This window comes from Streptomyces argenteolus, assembly GCF_042902585.1.
GTDB classification, from domain to species: Bacteria; Actinomycetota; Actinomycetes; order Streptomycetales; family Streptomycetaceae; genus Streptomyces; species Streptomyces argenteolus.
In genome coordinates, this window is record NZ_JBIBEG010000001.1 from 318,202 (window position 1) to 334,068 (window position 15,867).

The 15,867-nt window shown below is 71.7% G+C and carries 16 protein-coding genes and 1 riboswitch; of the genes, 12 read left to right on the plus strand and 4 right to left on the minus strand.

Annotated features, from left to right (window positions below; all coding sequences use genetic code 11):
• Positions 1–113: 113 nt before the first annotated feature.
• Positions 114–803 (minus strand): AAA family ATPase, encoded by a 690-nt coding sequence (locus ACFY8O_RS01395; RefSeq protein WP_387897704.1) that lies wholly within the window; start codon positions 801–803, stop codon positions 114–116.
• 173 nt (positions 804–976) lie between these two features.
• A riboswitch (glycine riboswitch) is annotated at positions 977–1,074 on the plus strand.
• Between the two features lie 165 nt (positions 1,075–1,239).
• Between ACFY8O_RS01395 and gcvT the strand changes: the two genes are divergently transcribed.
• The 6 genes from gcvT to ACFY8O_RS01425 all read left to right on the plus strand — a co-directional run bounded on the left by gcvT (position 1,240) and on the right by ACFY8O_RS01425 (position 6,569).
• Positions 1,240–2,367, plus strand: a complete 1,128-nt coding sequence (gene gcvT / locus ACFY8O_RS01400; RefSeq protein WP_387897706.1) for a glycine cleavage system aminomethyltransferase GcvT — start codon at positions 1,240–1,242, stop codon at positions 2,365–2,367.
• 90 nt (positions 2,368–2,457) lie between these two features.
• Positions 2,458–2,835 carry a glycine cleavage system protein GcvH gene (gcvH, locus tag ACFY8O_RS01405; RefSeq protein ID WP_145802974.1) on the plus strand — a complete coding sequence of 126 codons (378 nt, stop codon included), beginning with the start codon at positions 2,458–2,460 and terminating at the stop codon, positions 2,833–2,835.
• A gap of 18 nt (positions 2,836–2,853) precedes the next feature.
• Positions 2,854–4,113, plus strand: coding sequence for a serine hydroxymethyltransferase (gene glyA / locus ACFY8O_RS01410; RefSeq protein WP_387897709.1), 1,260 nt, complete (start codon positions 2,854–2,856; stop codon positions 4,111–4,113).
• A gap of 157 nt (positions 4,114–4,270) precedes the next feature.
• Positions 4,271–5,656, plus strand: a complete 1,386-nt coding sequence (locus ACFY8O_RS01415; RefSeq protein ID WP_145802978.1) for an L-serine ammonia-lyase — start codon at positions 4,271–4,273, stop codon at positions 5,654–5,656.
• 251 nt (positions 5,657–5,907) lie between these two features.
• Positions 5,908–6,180, plus strand: coding sequence for a hypothetical protein (locus tag ACFY8O_RS01420; RefSeq protein ID WP_145802980.1), 273 nt, complete (start codon positions 5,908–5,910; stop codon positions 6,178–6,180).
• Positions 6,177–6,569 (plus strand): type II toxin-antitoxin system VapC family toxin, encoded by a 393-nt coding sequence (locus tag ACFY8O_RS01425; RefSeq protein ID WP_387897712.1) that lies wholly within the window; start codon positions 6,177–6,179, stop codon positions 6,567–6,569. Before ACFY8O_RS01420 ends, ACFY8O_RS01425 begins: the two co-directional genes overlap by 4 nt.
• Positions 6,570–7,030: 461 nt before the next feature.
• Here the strand turns inward: ACFY8O_RS01425 and ACFY8O_RS01430 are convergent, their stop codons facing one another.
• Complete coding sequence (locus tag ACFY8O_RS01430) at positions 7,031–7,870, minus strand: hypothetical protein (protein WP_387897714.1); 840 nt, start codon at positions 7,868–7,870, stop codon at positions 7,031–7,033.
• On the minus strand, positions 7,867–8,265 hold the full coding sequence (locus ACFY8O_RS01435) for a hypothetical protein (RefSeq protein ID WP_387897717.1): 399 nt from the start codon (positions 8,263–8,265) through the stop codon (positions 7,867–7,869). Before ACFY8O_RS01435 ends, ACFY8O_RS01430 begins: the two co-directional genes overlap by 4 nt.
• 599 nt (positions 8,266–8,864) lie before the next feature.
• On the opposite strand from ACFY8O_RS01435, the gene ACFY8O_RS01440 reads away from it, so the two are divergent.
• The 6 genes from ACFY8O_RS01440 to ACFY8O_RS01465 all read left to right on the plus strand — a co-directional run bounded on the left by ACFY8O_RS01440 (position 8,865) and on the right by ACFY8O_RS01465 (position 15,545).
• Positions 8,865–9,338, plus strand: a complete 474-nt coding sequence (locus ACFY8O_RS01440; protein WP_387897720.1) for a carboxymuconolactone decarboxylase family protein — start codon at positions 8,865–8,867, stop codon at positions 9,336–9,338.
• 131 nt (positions 9,339–9,469) lie between these two features.
• A complete protein-coding gene (locus ACFY8O_RS01445; protein ID WP_387897723.1) occupies positions 9,470–10,414 on the plus strand; it encodes an ABC transporter ATP-binding protein in 945 nt (314 codons plus the stop codon).
• Positions 10,411–11,379 carry an ABC transporter permease subunit gene (locus ACFY8O_RS01450; protein ID WP_387897726.1) on the plus strand — a complete coding sequence of 323 codons (969 nt, stop codon included), beginning with the start codon at positions 10,411–10,413 and terminating at the stop codon, positions 11,377–11,379. The genes ACFY8O_RS01445 and ACFY8O_RS01450 overlap by 4 nt, the downstream gene beginning before the upstream one ends.
• A 25-nt stretch (positions 11,380–11,404) precedes the next feature.
• Positions 11,405–11,830 carry a GntR family transcriptional regulator gene (locus ACFY8O_RS01455; RefSeq protein WP_387897728.1) on the plus strand — a complete coding sequence of 142 codons (426 nt, stop codon included), beginning with the start codon at positions 11,405–11,407 and terminating at the stop codon, positions 11,828–11,830.
• Between the two features lie 232 nt (positions 11,831–12,062).
• Positions 12,063–13,070: a terpene synthase family protein gene (locus ACFY8O_RS01460; protein WP_387897731.1), complete on the plus strand. Its 1,008-nt coding sequence runs from the start codon at positions 12,063–12,065 to the stop codon at positions 13,068–13,070.
• Positions 13,071–13,253: 183 nt separating this feature from the next.
• The gene (locus ACFY8O_RS01465) at positions 13,254–15,545 is read left to right on the plus strand and encodes an N-acetylmuramoyl-L-alanine amidase (RefSeq protein WP_387897734.1); all 2,292 of its coding nucleotides are present in this window, start codon (positions 13,254–13,256) and stop codon (positions 15,543–15,545) included.
• 43 nt (positions 15,546–15,588) lie between these two features.
• On the opposite strand, the gene ACFY8O_RS01470 is transcribed toward ACFY8O_RS01465, so the two are convergent.
• Positions 15,589–15,804, minus strand: a complete 216-nt coding sequence (locus ACFY8O_RS01470; RefSeq protein ID WP_073745401.1) for an EF-hand domain-containing protein — start codon at positions 15,802–15,804, stop codon at positions 15,589–15,591.
• Between the last annotated feature and the right edge of the window lie 63 nt (positions 15,805–15,867).

Genomic DNA, 15,867 nt, shown 5'->3' on the forward strand with positions numbered 1-15,867 from the left:
GCCGGACGACTGCGAACTGTGCGTATGCGAACGGTGACGCCCGAAGGCTCCGCCGCCGGCCCGCGGGAACCCGCCCCGCGGAGGCCGCGGCCGGCCTCCGGCGGCCCCTCCCCCTACTCCTGCCCCGAACGCGCCTCGGGGAACGAGATCCGACCGACGGCTCCGGCCGTCTCCCGGTCGAGCAGCACCGCCGAGGCGCACCCCGGCGGGAGCAGGCCCTGCTCGGTGTCGCGCAGCAGCCGGCCGACGGCGCGGCGGTGCCGGGCGAAGGCGTAACCGGAGACGCCCCGGCCCCGCTCCCGCTGCCCCTGCCGGGCCACCTCGGGGGTGACGTCGAGCAGGACGAGATGCAGGGTGCCGCCCCGGCGCCGGGCCTCGCGCGCCAGCCAGCGCCGCACCCAGGCCTGCGTACCGCAGTCGTGGACGACGACCGAGGCCCCCGAGCGCAGGGCCCGCCACAGCCCGGCGTAGTGCGCGGCACGCACCAGCGGACGGTAGAGGGCGTACGGGAGCGAGCGGGGCAGGGCGGCGGCCCAGCGGTCCCTGGTGTCCTGGGAGTCGATCGCGTGCCCCTGCACGGCCCGCCGGATCAGTGTCGACTTCCCGCTGCCGGGCAGACCCGACACCACGACCACGTCACCCGCCGCGAAGTCCAGGGCCTTCGGCCCGCGGGAGCCCCCGCCCCGCAGATCACGCACCACCGGAACCGGCCCACCACCCGGCTCCCGGGCGGGCGTGCCCGGCTGCCGGGGCATCGCCCCGCGATCCGCCCCCGCGGTTGCCGCGTAACGCTGCAACGTCATCGTCTTCCCCCTGCCGAGTCACCCACTGACCTGCCCAAGAAGTGTAAAGAAAAGGTAATGCGGCACAACCGCTTCCGTATGTACGTGTCGGGACCGGCGCCGGCCCGCACCTGGACGCCCCACTCTCCCGCAATGCGTGCGATGATGACCCCGCCAACTGCATACCGGCCGTTTGAATCCGCGCGGGAGAGTCCCGGTCACCGTGTGCGCCGGGCGCCGAAGGAGCAAGTTCCTCCCTTGAATCTCTCAGGCCCCGTACCGCGTGGATGAGGCAGATCTGAAAAGCGGGCCGCTTCGCGGCTCCACCCAAGGTGCAAGCCGACCCTGAAGGGGATGCCCCCTCCAGGACCCTTTCAGGGGCTCTCGGCGAACCTCTCAGGTTCCGATGACAGATGGGGAGGGAAATTCCCTGTCGTCATGCCCTGGAGCCATGTCCATGAGCACTGCCCCGAGCGCTGCCCCCCGTCAGACCGCCCTCGACGCCCTGCACCGGTCCCTGGGCGCGACCATGACCGATTTCGCCGGCTGGGACATGCCCCTGCGGTACGCCAGCGAGCGCGACGAGCACAACGCCGTGCGCACGCGGGCCGGGCTGTTCGACCTGTCGCACATGGGTGAGATCACCGTCACCGGCCCGCAGGCGGCGGCCTTCCTGAACTACGCGCTGGTGGGCAACATCGCCACCGTCGGGGAGGGCCGGGCCCGCTACACGATGATCGTCGCGCAGGACGGCGGAATCCTGGACGACCTGATCGTCTACCGGCTGGCCGGCGACGAGTACATGGTGGTCGCCAACGCGGGCAACGCGCAGCTCGTCCTGGACACCCTCACCGAGCGCGCGGCGGGCTTCGACACCGAGGTGCGTGACGACCGCGACGCCTACGCGCTGATCGCCGTCCAGGGGCCCGACTCCCCCGCCGTGCTGAAGTCGGTCACGGACGCCGACCTGGACGGACTGAAGTACTACGCCGGGCTCCCGGGGACGGTGGCCGGTGTTCCCGCGCTCATCGCCCGTACCGGTTACACGGGTGAGGACGGCTTCGAGCTCTTCGTCGCCCCCGCTCACGCCGAGCAGCTGTGGAAGGCCCTGACCGAGGCCGGCGCCCCGTACGGCCTCATCCCCTGCGGCCTCTCCTGCCGGGACACGCTCCGCCTGGAGGCGGGCATGCCGCTGTACGGGCACGAGCTGACCACCGCGCTGACGCCTTTCGACGCGGGCCTGGGCAGGGTCGTGAAGTTCGAGAAGGAGGGCGACTTCGTCGGACGCGAGGCGCTGCTCGCCGCCGCCCGGCGAGCCGAGACCGCCCCGCCCCGCAAGCTCGTCGGCCTGGTCGCCGAGGGCCGCCGGGTGCCGCGCGCCGGTTACCAGGTCGTGGCCGGCGGTGAGGTCGTCGGCGAGGTGACCTCCGGCGCGCCGTCCCCGACCCTGGGCAAGCCGATCGCCATGGCCTACGTGGACGCCGCGCACGCCGCGCCCGGCACCGAGGGTGTCGGAGTCGACATCCGGGGCACGCACGAGCCCTACGAGGTCGTCGCACTGCCCTTCTACACGCGCCGTAAGTGACACCGCGCGCCGCGCACGTGACGCAGTCGTGTCTCACACCGTAAGACCACCGTTCATCAGCACTCCCCCGCGTACAGGAGAATTCAGGTCATGAGCAACCCCCAGCAGCTGCGGTACAGCAAGGAGCACGAGTGGCTGTCGGCCGTCGAGGACGGTGTGGCCACGGTCGGTATCACCGAGTACGCGGCCAACGCGCTCGGCGACGTCGTCTACGCCCAGCTCCCGGAGGTCGGTGACACGGTGACCGCGGGCGAGACCTGCGGTGAGCTGGAGTCGACCAAGTCGGTCAGCGACCTGTACTCGCCGGTGACCGGCGAGGTGACCGCGGCGAACCAGGACGTCGTGGACGACCCGTCGCTGGTGAACTCCGCCCCCTTCGAGGGCGGCTGGCTGTTCAAGGTGCGCGTCGCGGAGGAGCCGAACGACCTTCTCTCCGCCGACGAGTACACCGCGTTCTCCGGCAACTGAGACCCAAGGGACCCACTGATGTCGCTTCTCAACTCCTCCCTCCACGAGCTGGACCCGGACGTCGCCGCCGCCGTCGACGCCGAGCTCCACCGCCAGCAGTCCACCCTCGAGATGATCGCCTCGGAGAACTTCGCTCCGGTCGCGGTCATGGAGGCGCAGGGCTCCGTCCTCACCAACAAGTACGCCGAGGGCTACCCCGGCCGCCGCTACTACGGTGGCTGTGAGCACGTCGACGTGGTCGAGCAGATCGCGATCGACCGCATCAAGGCGCTCTTCGGTGCCGAGGCCGCGAACGTCCAGCCGCACTCGGGTGCGCAGGCCAACGCCGCCGCGATGTTCGCGCTGCTGAAGCCGGGCGACACGATCATGGGCCTGAACCTCGCCCACGGCGGTCACCTCACGCACGGGATGAAGATCAACTTCTCCGGCAAGCTCTACAACGTGGTCCCGTACCACGTCGACGACACCGGTGTCGTGGACATGGCCGAGGTCGAGCGCCTCGCCAAGGAGTCGAAGCCGAAGCTCATCGTGGCCGGCTGGTCCGCCTACCCGCGCCAGCTGGACTTCGCCGCCTTCCGCCGTATCGCGGACGAGGTCGGCGCGTACCTGATGGTCGACATGGCGCACTTCGCGGGCCTGGTCGCCGCCGGTCTGCACCCCAACCCGGTGCCGCACGCCCACGTCGTCACGACCACCACGCACAAGACCCTCGGCGGTCCGCGCGGTGGCGTGATCCTCTCGACGCAGGAGCTCGCCAAGAAGATCAACTCCGCGGTCTTCCCGGGCCAGCAGGGCGGTCCGCTGGAGCACGTGATCGCGGCCAAGGCCGTCTCCTTCAAGGTCGCGGCGACCGACGAGTTCAAGGAGCGCCAGCAGCGCACCCTGGACGGTGCCCGCATCCTCGCCGAGCGCCTGGTGCAGCCGGACGTCACCGAGGTGGGCGTCTCCGTCCTCTCCGGCGGCACGGACGTCCACCTGGTCCTGGTCGACCTGCGCAACTCCGAGCTGGACGGCCAGCAGGCCGAGGACCGGCTCCACGAGCTGGGCATCACGGTCAACCGGAACGCCATCCCGAACGACCCGCGGCCCCCGATGGTCACCTCGGGCCTGCGCATCGGCACGCCGGCGCTGGCCACCCGTGGCTTCCAGGCCGAGGACTTCACCGAGGTCGCCGAGATCATCGCGGCGGCGCTGAAGCCCACGTACGACGCGGAGGCCCTCAAGGCCCGCGTGACCGCGCTGGCCGAGAAGTTCCCGCTGTACCCCGGCCTCAAGTAGTCACCCGCAGTTTGCACACAGGGTGGGGGCACCACGCACACTGAACACAGTGAGCGCGGTGCCCCCACCCCTTTGCCCCGCGCTCCCGGGCCCACCCGGCCCGTCCCGCACCACCCGGGCGGACAACGACGTCCACCAACGCCTTAGGAGTACCCCCGTGGCCCTCTCGGTCTTCGACCTCTTCTCGGTCGGTATCGGCCCGTCCAGTTCCCACACGGTCGGCCCGATGCGCGCGGCCCGCATGTTCGCCCGCCGCCTCAAGAACGAGGGCCTGCTGGCCCACACCGCCTCGGTCCGGGCGGAGCTGTACGGCTCGCTCGGCGCGACCGGCCACGGCCACGGCACGCCCAAGGCCGTCCTGCTCGGGCTGGAGGGCGAATCCCCCCGTACGGTCGACGTCGAGGGCGCCGACACCCGGGTCGAGGAGATCCGTGCCTCGGGCCGCATCAATCTGCTCGGGATGCACGAGATCCCGTTCGACGCGGACGAGCAGCTGGTGCTGCACCGCCGCAAGGCCCTGCCGTACCACGCGAACGGGATGACCGTCCGCGCCTACGACGACACGGGCGCTCCGCTGCTGGAGAAGACGTACTACTCGGTGGGCGGCGGCTTCGTCGTCGACGAGGACGCCGTGGACGGCGAGAACCCGATCGTCCCCGACGACACGGTCCTGAAGCACCCCTTCCGCACCGGTGACGAGCTGCTGAGGCTGGCCCGGGAGACCGGCCTGTCCATCTCCTCCCTCATGCTGGAGAACGAGAAGGCCTGGCGGACCGAGGACGAGATCCGCGCCGGTCTCCTGGAGATCTGGCGCGTCATGCAGGCCTGCATCGCGCGCGGCATGTCCCGCGAGGGCATCCTGCCCGGCGGCCTGAAGGTCCGCCGCCGCGCCGCGAACTCGGCCAGGCAGCTGCGCGCGGAGGGCGACCCCCAGGCGCACGCGATGGAGTGGATCACCCTCTACGCGATGGCGGTCAACGAGGAGAACGCCGCCGGGGGCCGCGTCGTGACCGCCCCGACGAACGGCGCGGCGGGCATCATCCCGGCGGTCCTGCACTACTGGATGAACTTCGCAGCGAGCGGCTGCACGGAGGCCGAGAAGGACGACGGCGTGGTCCGCTTCCTGCTGGCCGCGGGCGCCATCGGCATGCTCTTCAAGGAGAACGCCTCCATCTCCGGTGCCGAGGTCGGCTGCCAGGGCGAGGTCGGCTCCGCGTGCTCCATGGCCGCGGGCGCCCTCGCCGAGGTGCTCGGCGGCTCTCCGGAGCAGGTGGAGAACGCCGCGGAGATCGGCATGGAACACAACCTGGGCCTCACCTGCGACCCGGTCGGCGGCCTCGTCCAGATCCCCTGCATCGAGCGCAACGGCATGGCCGCGGTCAAGGCGGTCACGGCGGCGAAGATGGCGCTGCGGGGCGACGGCAGCCACAAGGTCTCCCTGGACAAGGTCATCAAGACCATGAAGGAGACGGGCGCCGACATGAGCGTCAAGTACAAGGAGACGGCGCGGGGCGGGCTCGCGGTGAACATCATCGAGTGCTGAAGCCGTAGGCCCTGACCAGCGCTTTTGCATCTTTCAGCGCTGTCAGGGCCTTCCCTGCTTGCACGGCGAAAAGTCCCTGGAATCTCCTTGGGACAGACATGAAAGTCCCTGAAAAGGCCCTGGAGAATCTCCCTCCGATGGGCGTGTGGCCTGGAAGTTCGCGGCAACCGCGCAGCGGTGGATGTCCCTCGGGCACAGCAGATCGAACCATCACCCCAGCCAATAACAAGAGTCTTGTTAAACTCGGCCTCATGACTACCTCCCCCGTGCCCGGTGAAGGACCCGTCCGGCCCGTATCGGTCTCGCTCCACGAAGGCACCATCGCTGCCCTCAAGGCACGTACGGGCAAACGAGGCATGTCTGCCTACGTCGAATCCCTCATCCAGCGCCAACTGGAACGGGACCGACTGCGCGAACTCATCGAGGATGCGGAAGCCGAGCATGGCCCGGTCGACCAGTCGGCCGTCGACGCCAAACGTGCGATCCTCCGCGGCGAGACGGCCGGCTCGGCGGACGCCGCATGAGCGGCACGCTCGTCCTGGACTGCGAAGGCCTGTCCAAGCTGGTACGACGCACACCTGAGATCACCGAGTGGCTGACGGCAGCCGAAGCCGAGGACATCCGCGTCGTCACCAGCTCCGTCACCCTCGTCGAAGCACGCGACCCCAAGGTCAACCAGGCGCGCTTCGACCACGCCGTCTCCCGCGTGAACATCATCCCGCCCAACGAAGCCATCGCCCGCCATGCGAGCAAGCTGCTGGCCGCGGCCGGACTACACGGCCACAAGTACGCCCTCGACGCCATCGTGGCCGCCACCGCGCTCGCCTCGCCGGCGCCAGTGACCGTCCTGACGTCGGATCCCGAAGACCTTCTGAGGCTCTGCGGCCCCAGCGTCCAGATCATCAAGATCTGACCTCGAGGCCCTCCCTGAAGAATCCCTCACATGACACAAACGTGCTTGTCGCGCCAAATCCGCAGGTCAGAACCACCAAATGCGGCCGACGTACGCGTCAAGTACAAGGAGACGGCCCGGGGCGGTCTCGCGGTGAACATCATCGAGTGCTGATCGAGTGCTGAGGGGACGGCCCCGGACGGCTGACCGAGGCGCACCCGGAACCGTGCGGGGGTGCCCGGAGGCGTGGGTCTTTCCCGGAGCCCTCGTGGCTCCGCCCGGCGCCGGCCCTGCGCCCGGGAGCCCTCGCGGTGCCGCCCGAGACCCTGGGTACGCACGGCAGGGATGAGGCCGAGCCGCGACGGGCGGTCCCGCGCGGCTCCCGCCACCGTCCGGTGCGTCCCCGTAGAGGTACCGGCGCGCGGTCGTGAAGCGGCGGCGGACGGCGGCGCCGCCGTCCAGGGGCCCGAGGAGCCGGAAGGTCACGGCCGTTCGAAGAACTGGAGGACGCCTGCGGCGGAGAAGCAGAGCGCGCCGGCCAGGGTGCCCCAGTTGGCGATGTCGGCGTTGCTCATGCTACCCGTGGCCGGGCGGGTGTACGCGGCGAGTGCCGAAACCATGAAGAGGGCGGAGCCGAGCTGGTTCACGGCGACGATCCACCAGCCCAGCTCGCGCGGCAGCAGGCGCGGCCGGCCGTGGCAGATCTCGACGACGGCAAGGTGCCCGGAGATCAGGAAGAGCACGCAGCCGATCATGTCGGGCGCCCAGATCAGCCGGTTGATCTGCTGCGCGGTCAGACCTCGCAGGAACGAGTCGAGCAGGTCGACGGCGAAGACCAGGGTGCCGGCGAACAGGACGAACGCGCTCAGCCAGTCGGCCCGCCCCGGCTCGTAGCTCCACCAGCGCCAGCGCCGGGTGACCAGGGCGCCTTCACCCCCTGGCACGTGACGGGGAGCGTTGATCACCTGGAGCAGCGACACATAGCCGCCGGTGTTGAAGCACAGGCCGCCGGCGAAGTAGACCGAGGCGGAGGTCGTGCCGTCCCCGGAGCCGAACTGGGCGACGGCGGCCCCGACGGCGAAGAGCGCTCCGCCGAGGACGAAGGCGGTCGCGGCGATCGCGTTGAGCCTGCGCAGCCGGGCGAGGGCGAGGGCGTCGGCCCTGGCGTGACGGGTCGCCGCCCCGGGTGCGTGGACCGTGATGATTCCACGCCGCCGGGCGGGTCGGGACTCCCAGACCGCGCTACCGCCCCCGGGCGGATGCCAGGTGAGCCGTGTGGTGAACGGTCCGGCGCCCTCGGCGCGCTGCTCGGGCTGTCTCATGCGGGCGGGACGGCGGCGGTCCCGCCCTCCCCCTCGGGGCCGATCGGGGTGGGTCGCCTCACGGCTCGGCGCCACCCCAGCGGGCGGCCGAAGGGGAGGGCGGTGATCGGCGCGGCACCGGTGGTGCCACCCGTGCGCAGCACGACGAGCGGCTGGACGACGCCGCCGCCGAAGGAGAGGGAGCCGCGGTCCGGTGCGTTGCCGCTCCACGGGGACAGACCTACGACCTGGGTGAGCCCGCCCCGCAGCGACCGGGACCGGAAGCCGCCACCGAGGGCGGCGGCGGGCACGAGGACCGCGTAGCCCCTGGCGGTGGGTCCTCCCCGGCCCACGGGCACAGGGGGCCCGGCAGCCCCCTCCGTGTGGGGGCGAGGACCCTCTCCCGCCTCGCTCATGGCATCTCCCCCGACCGCTGAGGTTCGGGCGCCGCGGCCACGGATCCCTGACCCCGCCGACTCTGCCAGAGCTGGCCGGAGGAGGCCCGGCGCCGGAGCCCGCATTGGTCCGATCGGCGGACGGCCGGGCATCGGCGCCGACCACGCCGGCTCCCCGTCGCGCGACGCGTGCGTGGCTCCTCCTCCGGGAACGCGAGCGTCGCGGCCGGGCCGCGACCTCCCCGTGCGGGCTGCCCACCGGGCCGGACCGCGCGGCTTCCCCCCATCCGACTGCCCACCGCCCTCGCCGTCGCGGCAGACGTACGGGACGTCGCGGGCGGGTGCGGTGAGCGGCGCCGAGGGGCGGCCACTCGCACCGGCCATGACCCCGGCGACGAGGGTCTCCCGGATGCGGCACATCCGGGTGGGCGTCGCAGGGGTACGCCTCCGGGCCGGTGCCCGCGGCGCTCACGCGCTCGGCCACCTGGCCGGCTTCCTCCCCCGTGCCGGCCCTCCTTCCCGCCGGGAGGCGTACGTCACACCGGCGCCGTGTCACATCCGCGGGCACCCGATCCGTCGAAGGGGTGTAAGCAGCAACGACGACAGCACGGGAGTGCATCATGAACGCTCGCCTGAACCTCTTCGAGAGCCCTCTCTCCGGCCAGTTCCTGCGGCACATCAACTCGGCCGGCAAGGTGCTCTCGGACTCCGGGCTGCCGGCCGCCACGCAGGAGCTGGTGAAGATCCGCGCCAGCCAGATCAACGGCTGCGGCTTCTGCACCGACATGCACACCAAGGACGCGGCGAAGGCCGGTGAGACCCCCACCCGTCTGCACCTGGTCGCCGCCTGGCGCGAGGCCACGGTGTTCACGGACGCCGAGCGTGCCGCCCTGGCGCTGGCCGAGCAGGGCACCCGGATCGCCGACGCCGCCGGCGGGGTCACGGACGAGGTCTGGGCCGAGGCCGCCGAACACTACGACGAGGACCAGCTCGCCGCCCTGGTCGGTCTCATCGCGCTCATCAACGCCTACAACCGCCTGAACGTCATCGTCCAGCAGCCCGCGGGCGACTACCAGCCCGGCCAGTTCGGCTGACGTCACGGAGACCCGGCGCTGCCCGGGGCACGCGGTCCGCGGACCGGTGCCCCGGGCAGCCGCGCTTGACAGCCCTGTCCTGCGACAACCATCATTCCATTAGTTGACTAATGGAATTGAGGCGAGAACGCGTGGCGGAAACGAGCATTCCGGGCGGGGGCCCCAGCCCCTGGGCCCTGGAGGCCCACGGGCTGGGGAAGCGCTACCGACGCGGCTGGGCGCTGCGCGACTGTTCCTTCCGGCTGCCGGCCGGACGGATCTGCGGACTCGTCGGGCCCAACGGGGCGGGCAAGAGCACGCTGCTCGGCCTGGCGTCCCGGCAGGTGGAGCCCACGGAGGGCGAACTGCGGGTGTTCGGGGTGCCGGTGAGCGACCCGGCGGTGCTGCCCAGGTTCGCCTTCCTGGGGCAGGACAAGCCGTTGTTCAAGCGGTTCACCGTGGCGGAGACACTGCGCATGGGCCGCGAGCTCAACCCCGGCTGGGACGCCGCGGCGGCGGAGCGGATCGTGCGCTCCGGCGACGTGCCGATGCACGCCACGGTCGGGACCCTCTCCGGCGGCCAGCGCACCCGGGTCGCCTTCGCGCTCGCCTTCGGCAAGCGGCCCGGTCTGCTGCTGCTCGACGAGCCGATGGCGGACCTCGACCCGCTGGCCCGGGACGAGATGAGCACCCTGCTGATGGCGGAGGCCGTCGAGCGCGGCACCACGGTGGTGATGTCCTCTCACCTGCTGTCCGAGCTGGAGGACATGTGCGACTACCTGCTGGTCGTCGCCGGCGGCCGGATCCGGATGGCCGGCGACGCCGACGCGCTGGTTCCCGCCCACGCCGTGGTGACCGGGGTGACCAGGGACGGGGACCTGCCCGCGGCCCTGACCCGGCACACGGTGATCGAGAAGCGCGTGACGGGGCGTCAGTTCCAGGCCATGGTGCGGCCCGACGGACCGCTGTCCGGGGACTGGCAGGTCTCCGAGCCCAGCCTGGAGGAAGTGCTGCTCGCGCACCTGCGCTCACCGGACGCACCCGCGCTGTTCACCCCGGGCGCCCAGCCCGGCACCGAGAGGACCAGGACCGCATGAGCACCACCCTGACCGGCAAACCGACCGCGCGGTCCGCTCGCCCCGGAGTGCTGCGCGGACTGACCTGGCTGGTCCTGCGCCAGCACCGGGCCACGCTGGCGTGCGTCCTCGCGCTGACGGTGCTCTGCTCGCTCTGGATCGTCTACCAGCGCGGCCAGCTGAACGACCTGCTCGACGCGAGGGGCTGGCCGGAGAAGACGGTTCCGCAGCCCGTCGTGGGCGACGGGTACCGCAACCTCACCGCCCTGCTGGGGCTGTTGCCCGGCGTCCTCGCCGTCTTCCTCGGCGCCCCGCTGATCTCCGCCGACCACGAGCAGGGCACCGCGCGGCTCGTCACCACCCAGTCGGTGACACGCCGCCGCTGGCTCGTCGCGAAGCTCGGCGGGTGCTTCCTGATCACCCTGGTGGCCTGCTCGGTGCTCTCCGCCGTCTTCACCTGGTGGTGGCGGCCCCACCGTTCGGTGCTGCCGGACATCTGGATGGACGCGTCGGTCTTCGACACCACGGGTCCCGTACTCCCCGCGCTCGCCCTCTTCCTCACCGCGGCCGGCGTCACGATCGGTGTCCTGCTGCGCAGGATCCTCGCCTCCATGGTCGTCACCCTCGTGTTCTCCGTGGTGGCGCAGACCGTGTGGGGCATGTTCCGGGACCGGCTGGCCGCACCCCGCACGATCACCTACCCGCTGGACGCGGACCTCCCCGCGCGCCTGCACGACGCGTACGAGGTGGACCGCTGGGTCGCGAGCGCCGACGGCCGGCTGTACGGGTGGGGGTCGTGCGCCGAGCCGACCGAACAGGCGACGAACGCGTGCATCGAGGAGAAGGGCATCGTCGACAACGTCTTCGAGTACCTGGACTACAGCCAGATGGCCGCCATGCAGTGGACCGGTGCGGGCATCCTCCTCGCCGGCACCGTCGTCCTGACGGCGTTCACCCTCTGGTGGGCGTCCCGGCGCCCGCTGTAGGCCCGGCCCCCGTGGTCTACGTAAAATGTCGGCATTCGAGCGGAGGGTGATGTCCGTGGTCGTGTTCCGCATCGACCGGCGCAGCGGCGTGGCGACGTATCTCCAGATCGTCCGGCAGGTCGAACAGGCCCTGCGGATGGGCGCGCTGGAGGAGGGGGACCGGCTTCCCACGGCCGCGCAGGTCGCCGCCACCACGAAGGTCAACCCGAACACCACGCTCAAGGCCTACCGCGAGCTCGAGCGCGCGGGTCTGGCGGAGGTCCGCCAGGGAGCGGGGACCTTCATCACCCGCACGCTCGTGGAGCCGGGTTCCGGCCCGGAGTGGCCGCTGCGCGGCGCCCTGGACGAGTGGCTGCACCAGGCGCGGGCGGAGGGGCTGGGGGGCGAGGAGGTCCAGGCCCTTTTCCGGACGTCCTTCGAGGCCGTCTACCCTCCGGCGCCGGACGACTGAGCACGCCGGTCCCACCGGGCGCGCCCGCCCCGGACCGCCCTGCCCCAAGGGCCGGGGCGGTCCGGGGCGTCCGTTTCTCCGCGCCCGGCAGGCCGGCGGCCCTCGCGGCAGTCCCCCCGTCCCGGCGGTCCGGCCCGGCACGATCCGGACGAAAGACCGGGCCCGGCTTCCCTCGGCAACTCCCGGCGCGTTCACTGGTGGTGACGCATGGTGACTTCGACGAGGGGTGCCGATGGGCCAGATCGTTCTGCCGGTGCTCCACATGCCGTTCCGCGGGGCGGGGTGCAACCCGGGTGCGGCGCAGGCCGGCGAGGCCGCGCACCGGTGGGCCGGGGAGCAGGGGCTCGTCCTGTCCTCCGTCGCCCGTACGAGGATGCTGCGCGCCCGTCCCGAACTGCGGGCCTCGCTGCTCTTCCCCGAGGCCCCGCCGGACCGGCTCGGACTCGTGTGCCGGTGGATCTTCTGGGCGCTCCTGGTGGACGACGAGTTCGACGACGGGCCGGCGGGTCACGATCCGCGTCTGTGCGGGGACACCGTCGGCCGGCTGGTGGAGGTCTTCGACGGCGCGGTGCCGCGCAGCCCCGTGGAGCGCGCGCTGAACGACCTCCGGGAGCGGACCTGCACGGGCAGGTCTCCGGAGTGGGTCCGGAGGTTCGGGAGCCACACCGTCCGCTGGCTCTGGACGCGTTACGCCGAGGCCGCCGAGCGGGCCGCCGGGCAGTTGCCGAGCCGGGCCGACTTCGCGCGGCACCGGCGGGACTCGGGGATGATGCCCATGCTCCTGGACCTGCACGAGGTCGTCGCCGGGGTGGATCTCCCCGGGACCGCACGCAGTCTGCCCGCCTACATCGCCCTGCGTGAGGCGGTCATCGCCCATGCCGGCCTGTGCAACGACATCTGTTCCGTGGAGAAGGAGGCCGTCGTCGGCCACGGCCACAACGCCGTCGTCCTCGTCCAGCGGGACCGGGGCTGCACGCTCCAGCAGGCGGTCGACGAGGCGGGCGTCCAGCTGTCCCGCATCGCCGAACGCCAGCAGCGCGCCGAGAAGGAGCTGGCCCGGCAGATCCGGGCCGCCGGCGTCGAGGGCCCCGCGCGGCTGGCTCTGGAACGCTGCGTACGGGACTACCGCGCCCTGGTGCGGGGGGACTTCGACTACCACGCGCGTGCGGAGCGCTACACGCGTCCCGATCTGGCCGAGGTCGACCGGCAGGGGCCCCTGTCCCGCTCCTTCACCGTCTGACCCCGGCCGCAGGCGAGAACCGCAGATACGGGGGGCGGTACGCCGGCAATCGTGACCGGTCCGAGTCCGGAATGCGGGCACGGCCCGGGGGCGATGCGCGAAGATCGGGCGGTGGTCCGGCAGTGAGCCGGTCACGTCCTGCCCACTGCCGCACCGGCAGTCATTCATCCTCGGGGATTTGACGTGCGAGTGAAGCGAAGAATATGGGCCACGGCCGCCGTCGCGACGACGGCCGTGGCAGGTGTCCTGGTGTTCGAGGGGGTCACCGGCACCTCCCACGTACCCGACGACGCGGGGCCCTCGTCGGGCCCGGCACGGACCGAGGTGCACCATTCCGCGCTGAAGGTGTCCAAGGACGGCACGAGCGCCTCGCTGCGCCGGTCCGGCACCGACCCGTTCAGCATGCTCGGCGTCACCTGGACCGACCCCTCGGCGAAGATCACCGGCACGGTCGAGGCCCGCACACGGGCCCTGCCGAGCGGTGACTGGTCGGCCTGGCTGCCCATCGACACCGAGGTGGACGGGCGCACCGAGGCCGGGCGCACCGGCACCCGCGGCACCACCGAGCCCCGCTGGGTCGGTCTCTCCGACGGCGTCGAGGTACGCGTGTCCTCCGGGGGCGGCACCTCCGCGGGGCTCCCCGCCGGCCTGCGGCTCGACACCGTCGACCCGGGCCGGGTGGGCTCGGAGCCCGCCGCATACGCCGTGGACGCCACCGACGAGCCGTCCGCCGAGCCCACGGACCCGACGTCGGACCCCGCCGTCCCGTCCACGGAACCGAGCGAGTCGGCAGGCGGCGAGACCACCGGGCCTGCGACCGAGACCCCGACGCCCGGGACCACGGCGGACCCCTCCACGACGGCGGACCCAGGAACCTCGCCCTCGGCTCCCACCGAGTCGCCGTCCGCGACCGTGACCGCCGAGCCCACCGCGACGCTGCCGCCCCCGCTGCCGTCCACGGCACCGAAGCCCCCGATCGTTTCCCGGGCCGAATGGAACGCCGACGAGTCACTCGACGACGAGTCCCCTGACTACATGGACACGGTCAAGGCCGTGTTCGTGCACCACACCGCGCAGACCAACGCGTACTCCTGCGCCGACTCGGCCGCGATCGTCCGGGGGCTGCACGCCTACCACGTCCAGTCGAACGGCTGGAAGGACCTCGGCTACAACTTCCTCGTCGACAAGTGCGGCACCGTCTTCGAGGGCCGCAAGGGTGGCGTCGACCGGGCGGTGCTCGGCGCGCACACCTACGGCTTCAACCGTGAGACGGCGGGCATCGCCGTGATCGGTCTGTACACCGACTCGGCGGCGGCGACCGCCGCGACGACCGCGGTGGCCAGGGTCGCCGCGTGGAAGCTCGGCCAGTACGGCGTCAGCCCTTCGAGTACGACCACGCTGACCGCGGGCGCCACCGGCACCAACTACGCCGGGACGCGGTTCACCGCCGGTACGGCCTACACGTTCGGCCGGATCTCCGGGCACCGCGACGGCTACAACACCGAGTGCCCCGGCACGAAGCTCTACGCCCAGCTGCCCACGATCCGCGGTTACGCGGCCGGGCCCGTCACGGGTCTGGCCGTCACCTCGGTGACCGGCGCCGCGCTTTCGGGCACCACGTACTACACCAAGGCCGACATCACCGTCGGCTGGTCCGCGACGACGCCCGCCGTGTTCGTCACGAAGTACGAACTGCTCGTGGACGGGAAGCCGGTCGCCGCCACCACGGGCAGCGCCACGTCCGCCAGGACCGCCCTGGCCGCCGGAAGCCACACGGTGCAGGTGCGGGCGACCCACCAGTCGGGGAAGACCTCCGTCTCCGCGGCGGCGACCGTCGTCGCCGACCGGACCGCTCCGGTCTTCTCCACGAAGCCGAATCTCGCGCTGCGCACCGGCACGGTGAACACCGCGGCCGTCCCGCTCACCCTCAAGTGGAAGGCGTCCGACGCCGTACAGCTGCGGGACGTACGGCTGAGCGCTCCGGTCGCCAAGACCTACGGCCCGACGACCACGAGCGCGTCGCACACGGCGAAGTCCGCCGTGGCGACGACCTGGAAGATGACCGCGTACGACCGGGCGGGCAACAGCCTGGCCGCCTCCGTCGCCGGCACCCCGGTCATCCTGCAGGAGTCCTCGGCGACGAAGAGCGGCAGCTGGACCACCAAGTCGTCGTCCAGCTATCTCGGCGGCAGGTCCTATTCGAGCGGCACCAAGAACGCCGCCCTCACCTGGACGTTCACCGGCCGCTCGGCGGCCTGGGTGGTGTCCAGGGCGTCGACGTCCGGACAGGCGTACGTCTACGTGGACGGCGTCAAGGCGGCGACGGTGGATCTGAAGTCCTCCACCACCGCGTACCGCCAGGCGATCTGGACGAAGTCCTGGTCGGCCTCCGCCAAGCACACCGTCAAGATCGTGGTGGTGGGTACGAGCGGCAGGCCCACCCTCACCACCGACGGCCTGGTCTACCTCAAGTAGCCGGGCCTCCGCGCCGGACCGGCACCCGCCGGTCCGGTGCGGGTCAGGCCTTGTTCTGCGAGGCCCAGAACTCGTCGAAGGTGAGCTCGCCGTCACCGTTGGCGTCGTGGGCGTTGATGACGGCCTGCGCCACGGTCTCGGTGACGTAGGGGTCACCCAGCTGAGCCATGGCGCTCTTGTACTCGGACGCCGTTATGCTGCCGTCGCCGTTCTGGTCGAAGCGCTCGAATGCCTTGCGTGCCGACTCGATGTCCGCCACTGTTCCGCCCCTTCGTTGTGCGTTGCTGACGAAGGTCAGATTATCCGGCCGCCCGGGCGGCAA

What these genes read in the sequence shown, in the direction of transcription:
- gcvT (WP_387897706.1), top strand. Translation starts at nt 1,240, where the DNA reads ATGAGCACTGCCCCGAGCGCTGCCCCCCGTCAGACCGCCCTCGACGCC.
- ACFY8O_RS01440 (WP_387897720.1), top strand. Translation starts at nt 8,865, where the DNA reads ATGAACGCTCGCCTGAACCTCTTCGAGAGCCCTCTCTCCGGCCAGTTC.
- ACFY8O_RS01435 (WP_387897717.1), bottom strand. Translation starts at nt 8,265, where the DNA reads ATGAGCGAGGCGGGAGAGGGTCCTCGCCCCCACACGGAGGGGGCTGCC.
- ACFY8O_RS01450 (WP_387897726.1), top strand. Translation starts at nt 10,411, where the DNA reads ATGAGCACCACCCTGACCGGCAAACCGACCGCGCGGTCCGCTCGCCCC.
- ACFY8O_RS01430 (WP_387897714.1), bottom strand. Translation starts at nt 7,870, where the DNA reads ATGAGACAGCCCGAGCAGCGCGCCGAGGGCGCCGGACCGTTCACCACA.
- gcvH (WP_145802974.1), top strand. Translation starts at nt 2,458, where the DNA reads ATGAGCAACCCCCAGCAGCTGCGGTACAGCAAGGAGCACGAGTGGCTG.
- ACFY8O_RS01395 (WP_387897704.1), bottom strand. Translation starts at nt 803, where the DNA reads ATGACGTTGCAGCGTTACGCGGCAACCGCGGGGGCGGATCGCGGGGCG.
- ACFY8O_RS01460 (WP_387897731.1), top strand. Translation starts at nt 12,063, where the DNA reads ATGGGCCAGATCGTTCTGCCGGTGCTCCACATGCCGTTCCGCGGGGCG.
- glyA (WP_387897709.1), top strand. Translation starts at nt 2,854, where the DNA reads ATGTCGCTTCTCAACTCCTCCCTCCACGAGCTGGACCCGGACGTCGCC.
- ACFY8O_RS01425 (WP_387897712.1), top strand. Translation starts at nt 6,177, where the DNA reads ATGAGCGGCACGCTCGTCCTGGACTGCGAAGGCCTGTCCAAGCTGGTA.
- ACFY8O_RS01455 (WP_387897728.1), top strand. Translation starts at nt 11,405, where the DNA reads ATGTCGGCATTCGAGCGGAGGGTGATGTCCGTGGTCGTGTTCCGCATC.
- ACFY8O_RS01420 (WP_145802980.1), top strand. Translation starts at nt 5,908, where the DNA reads ATGACTACCTCCCCCGTGCCCGGTGAAGGACCCGTCCGGCCCGTATCG.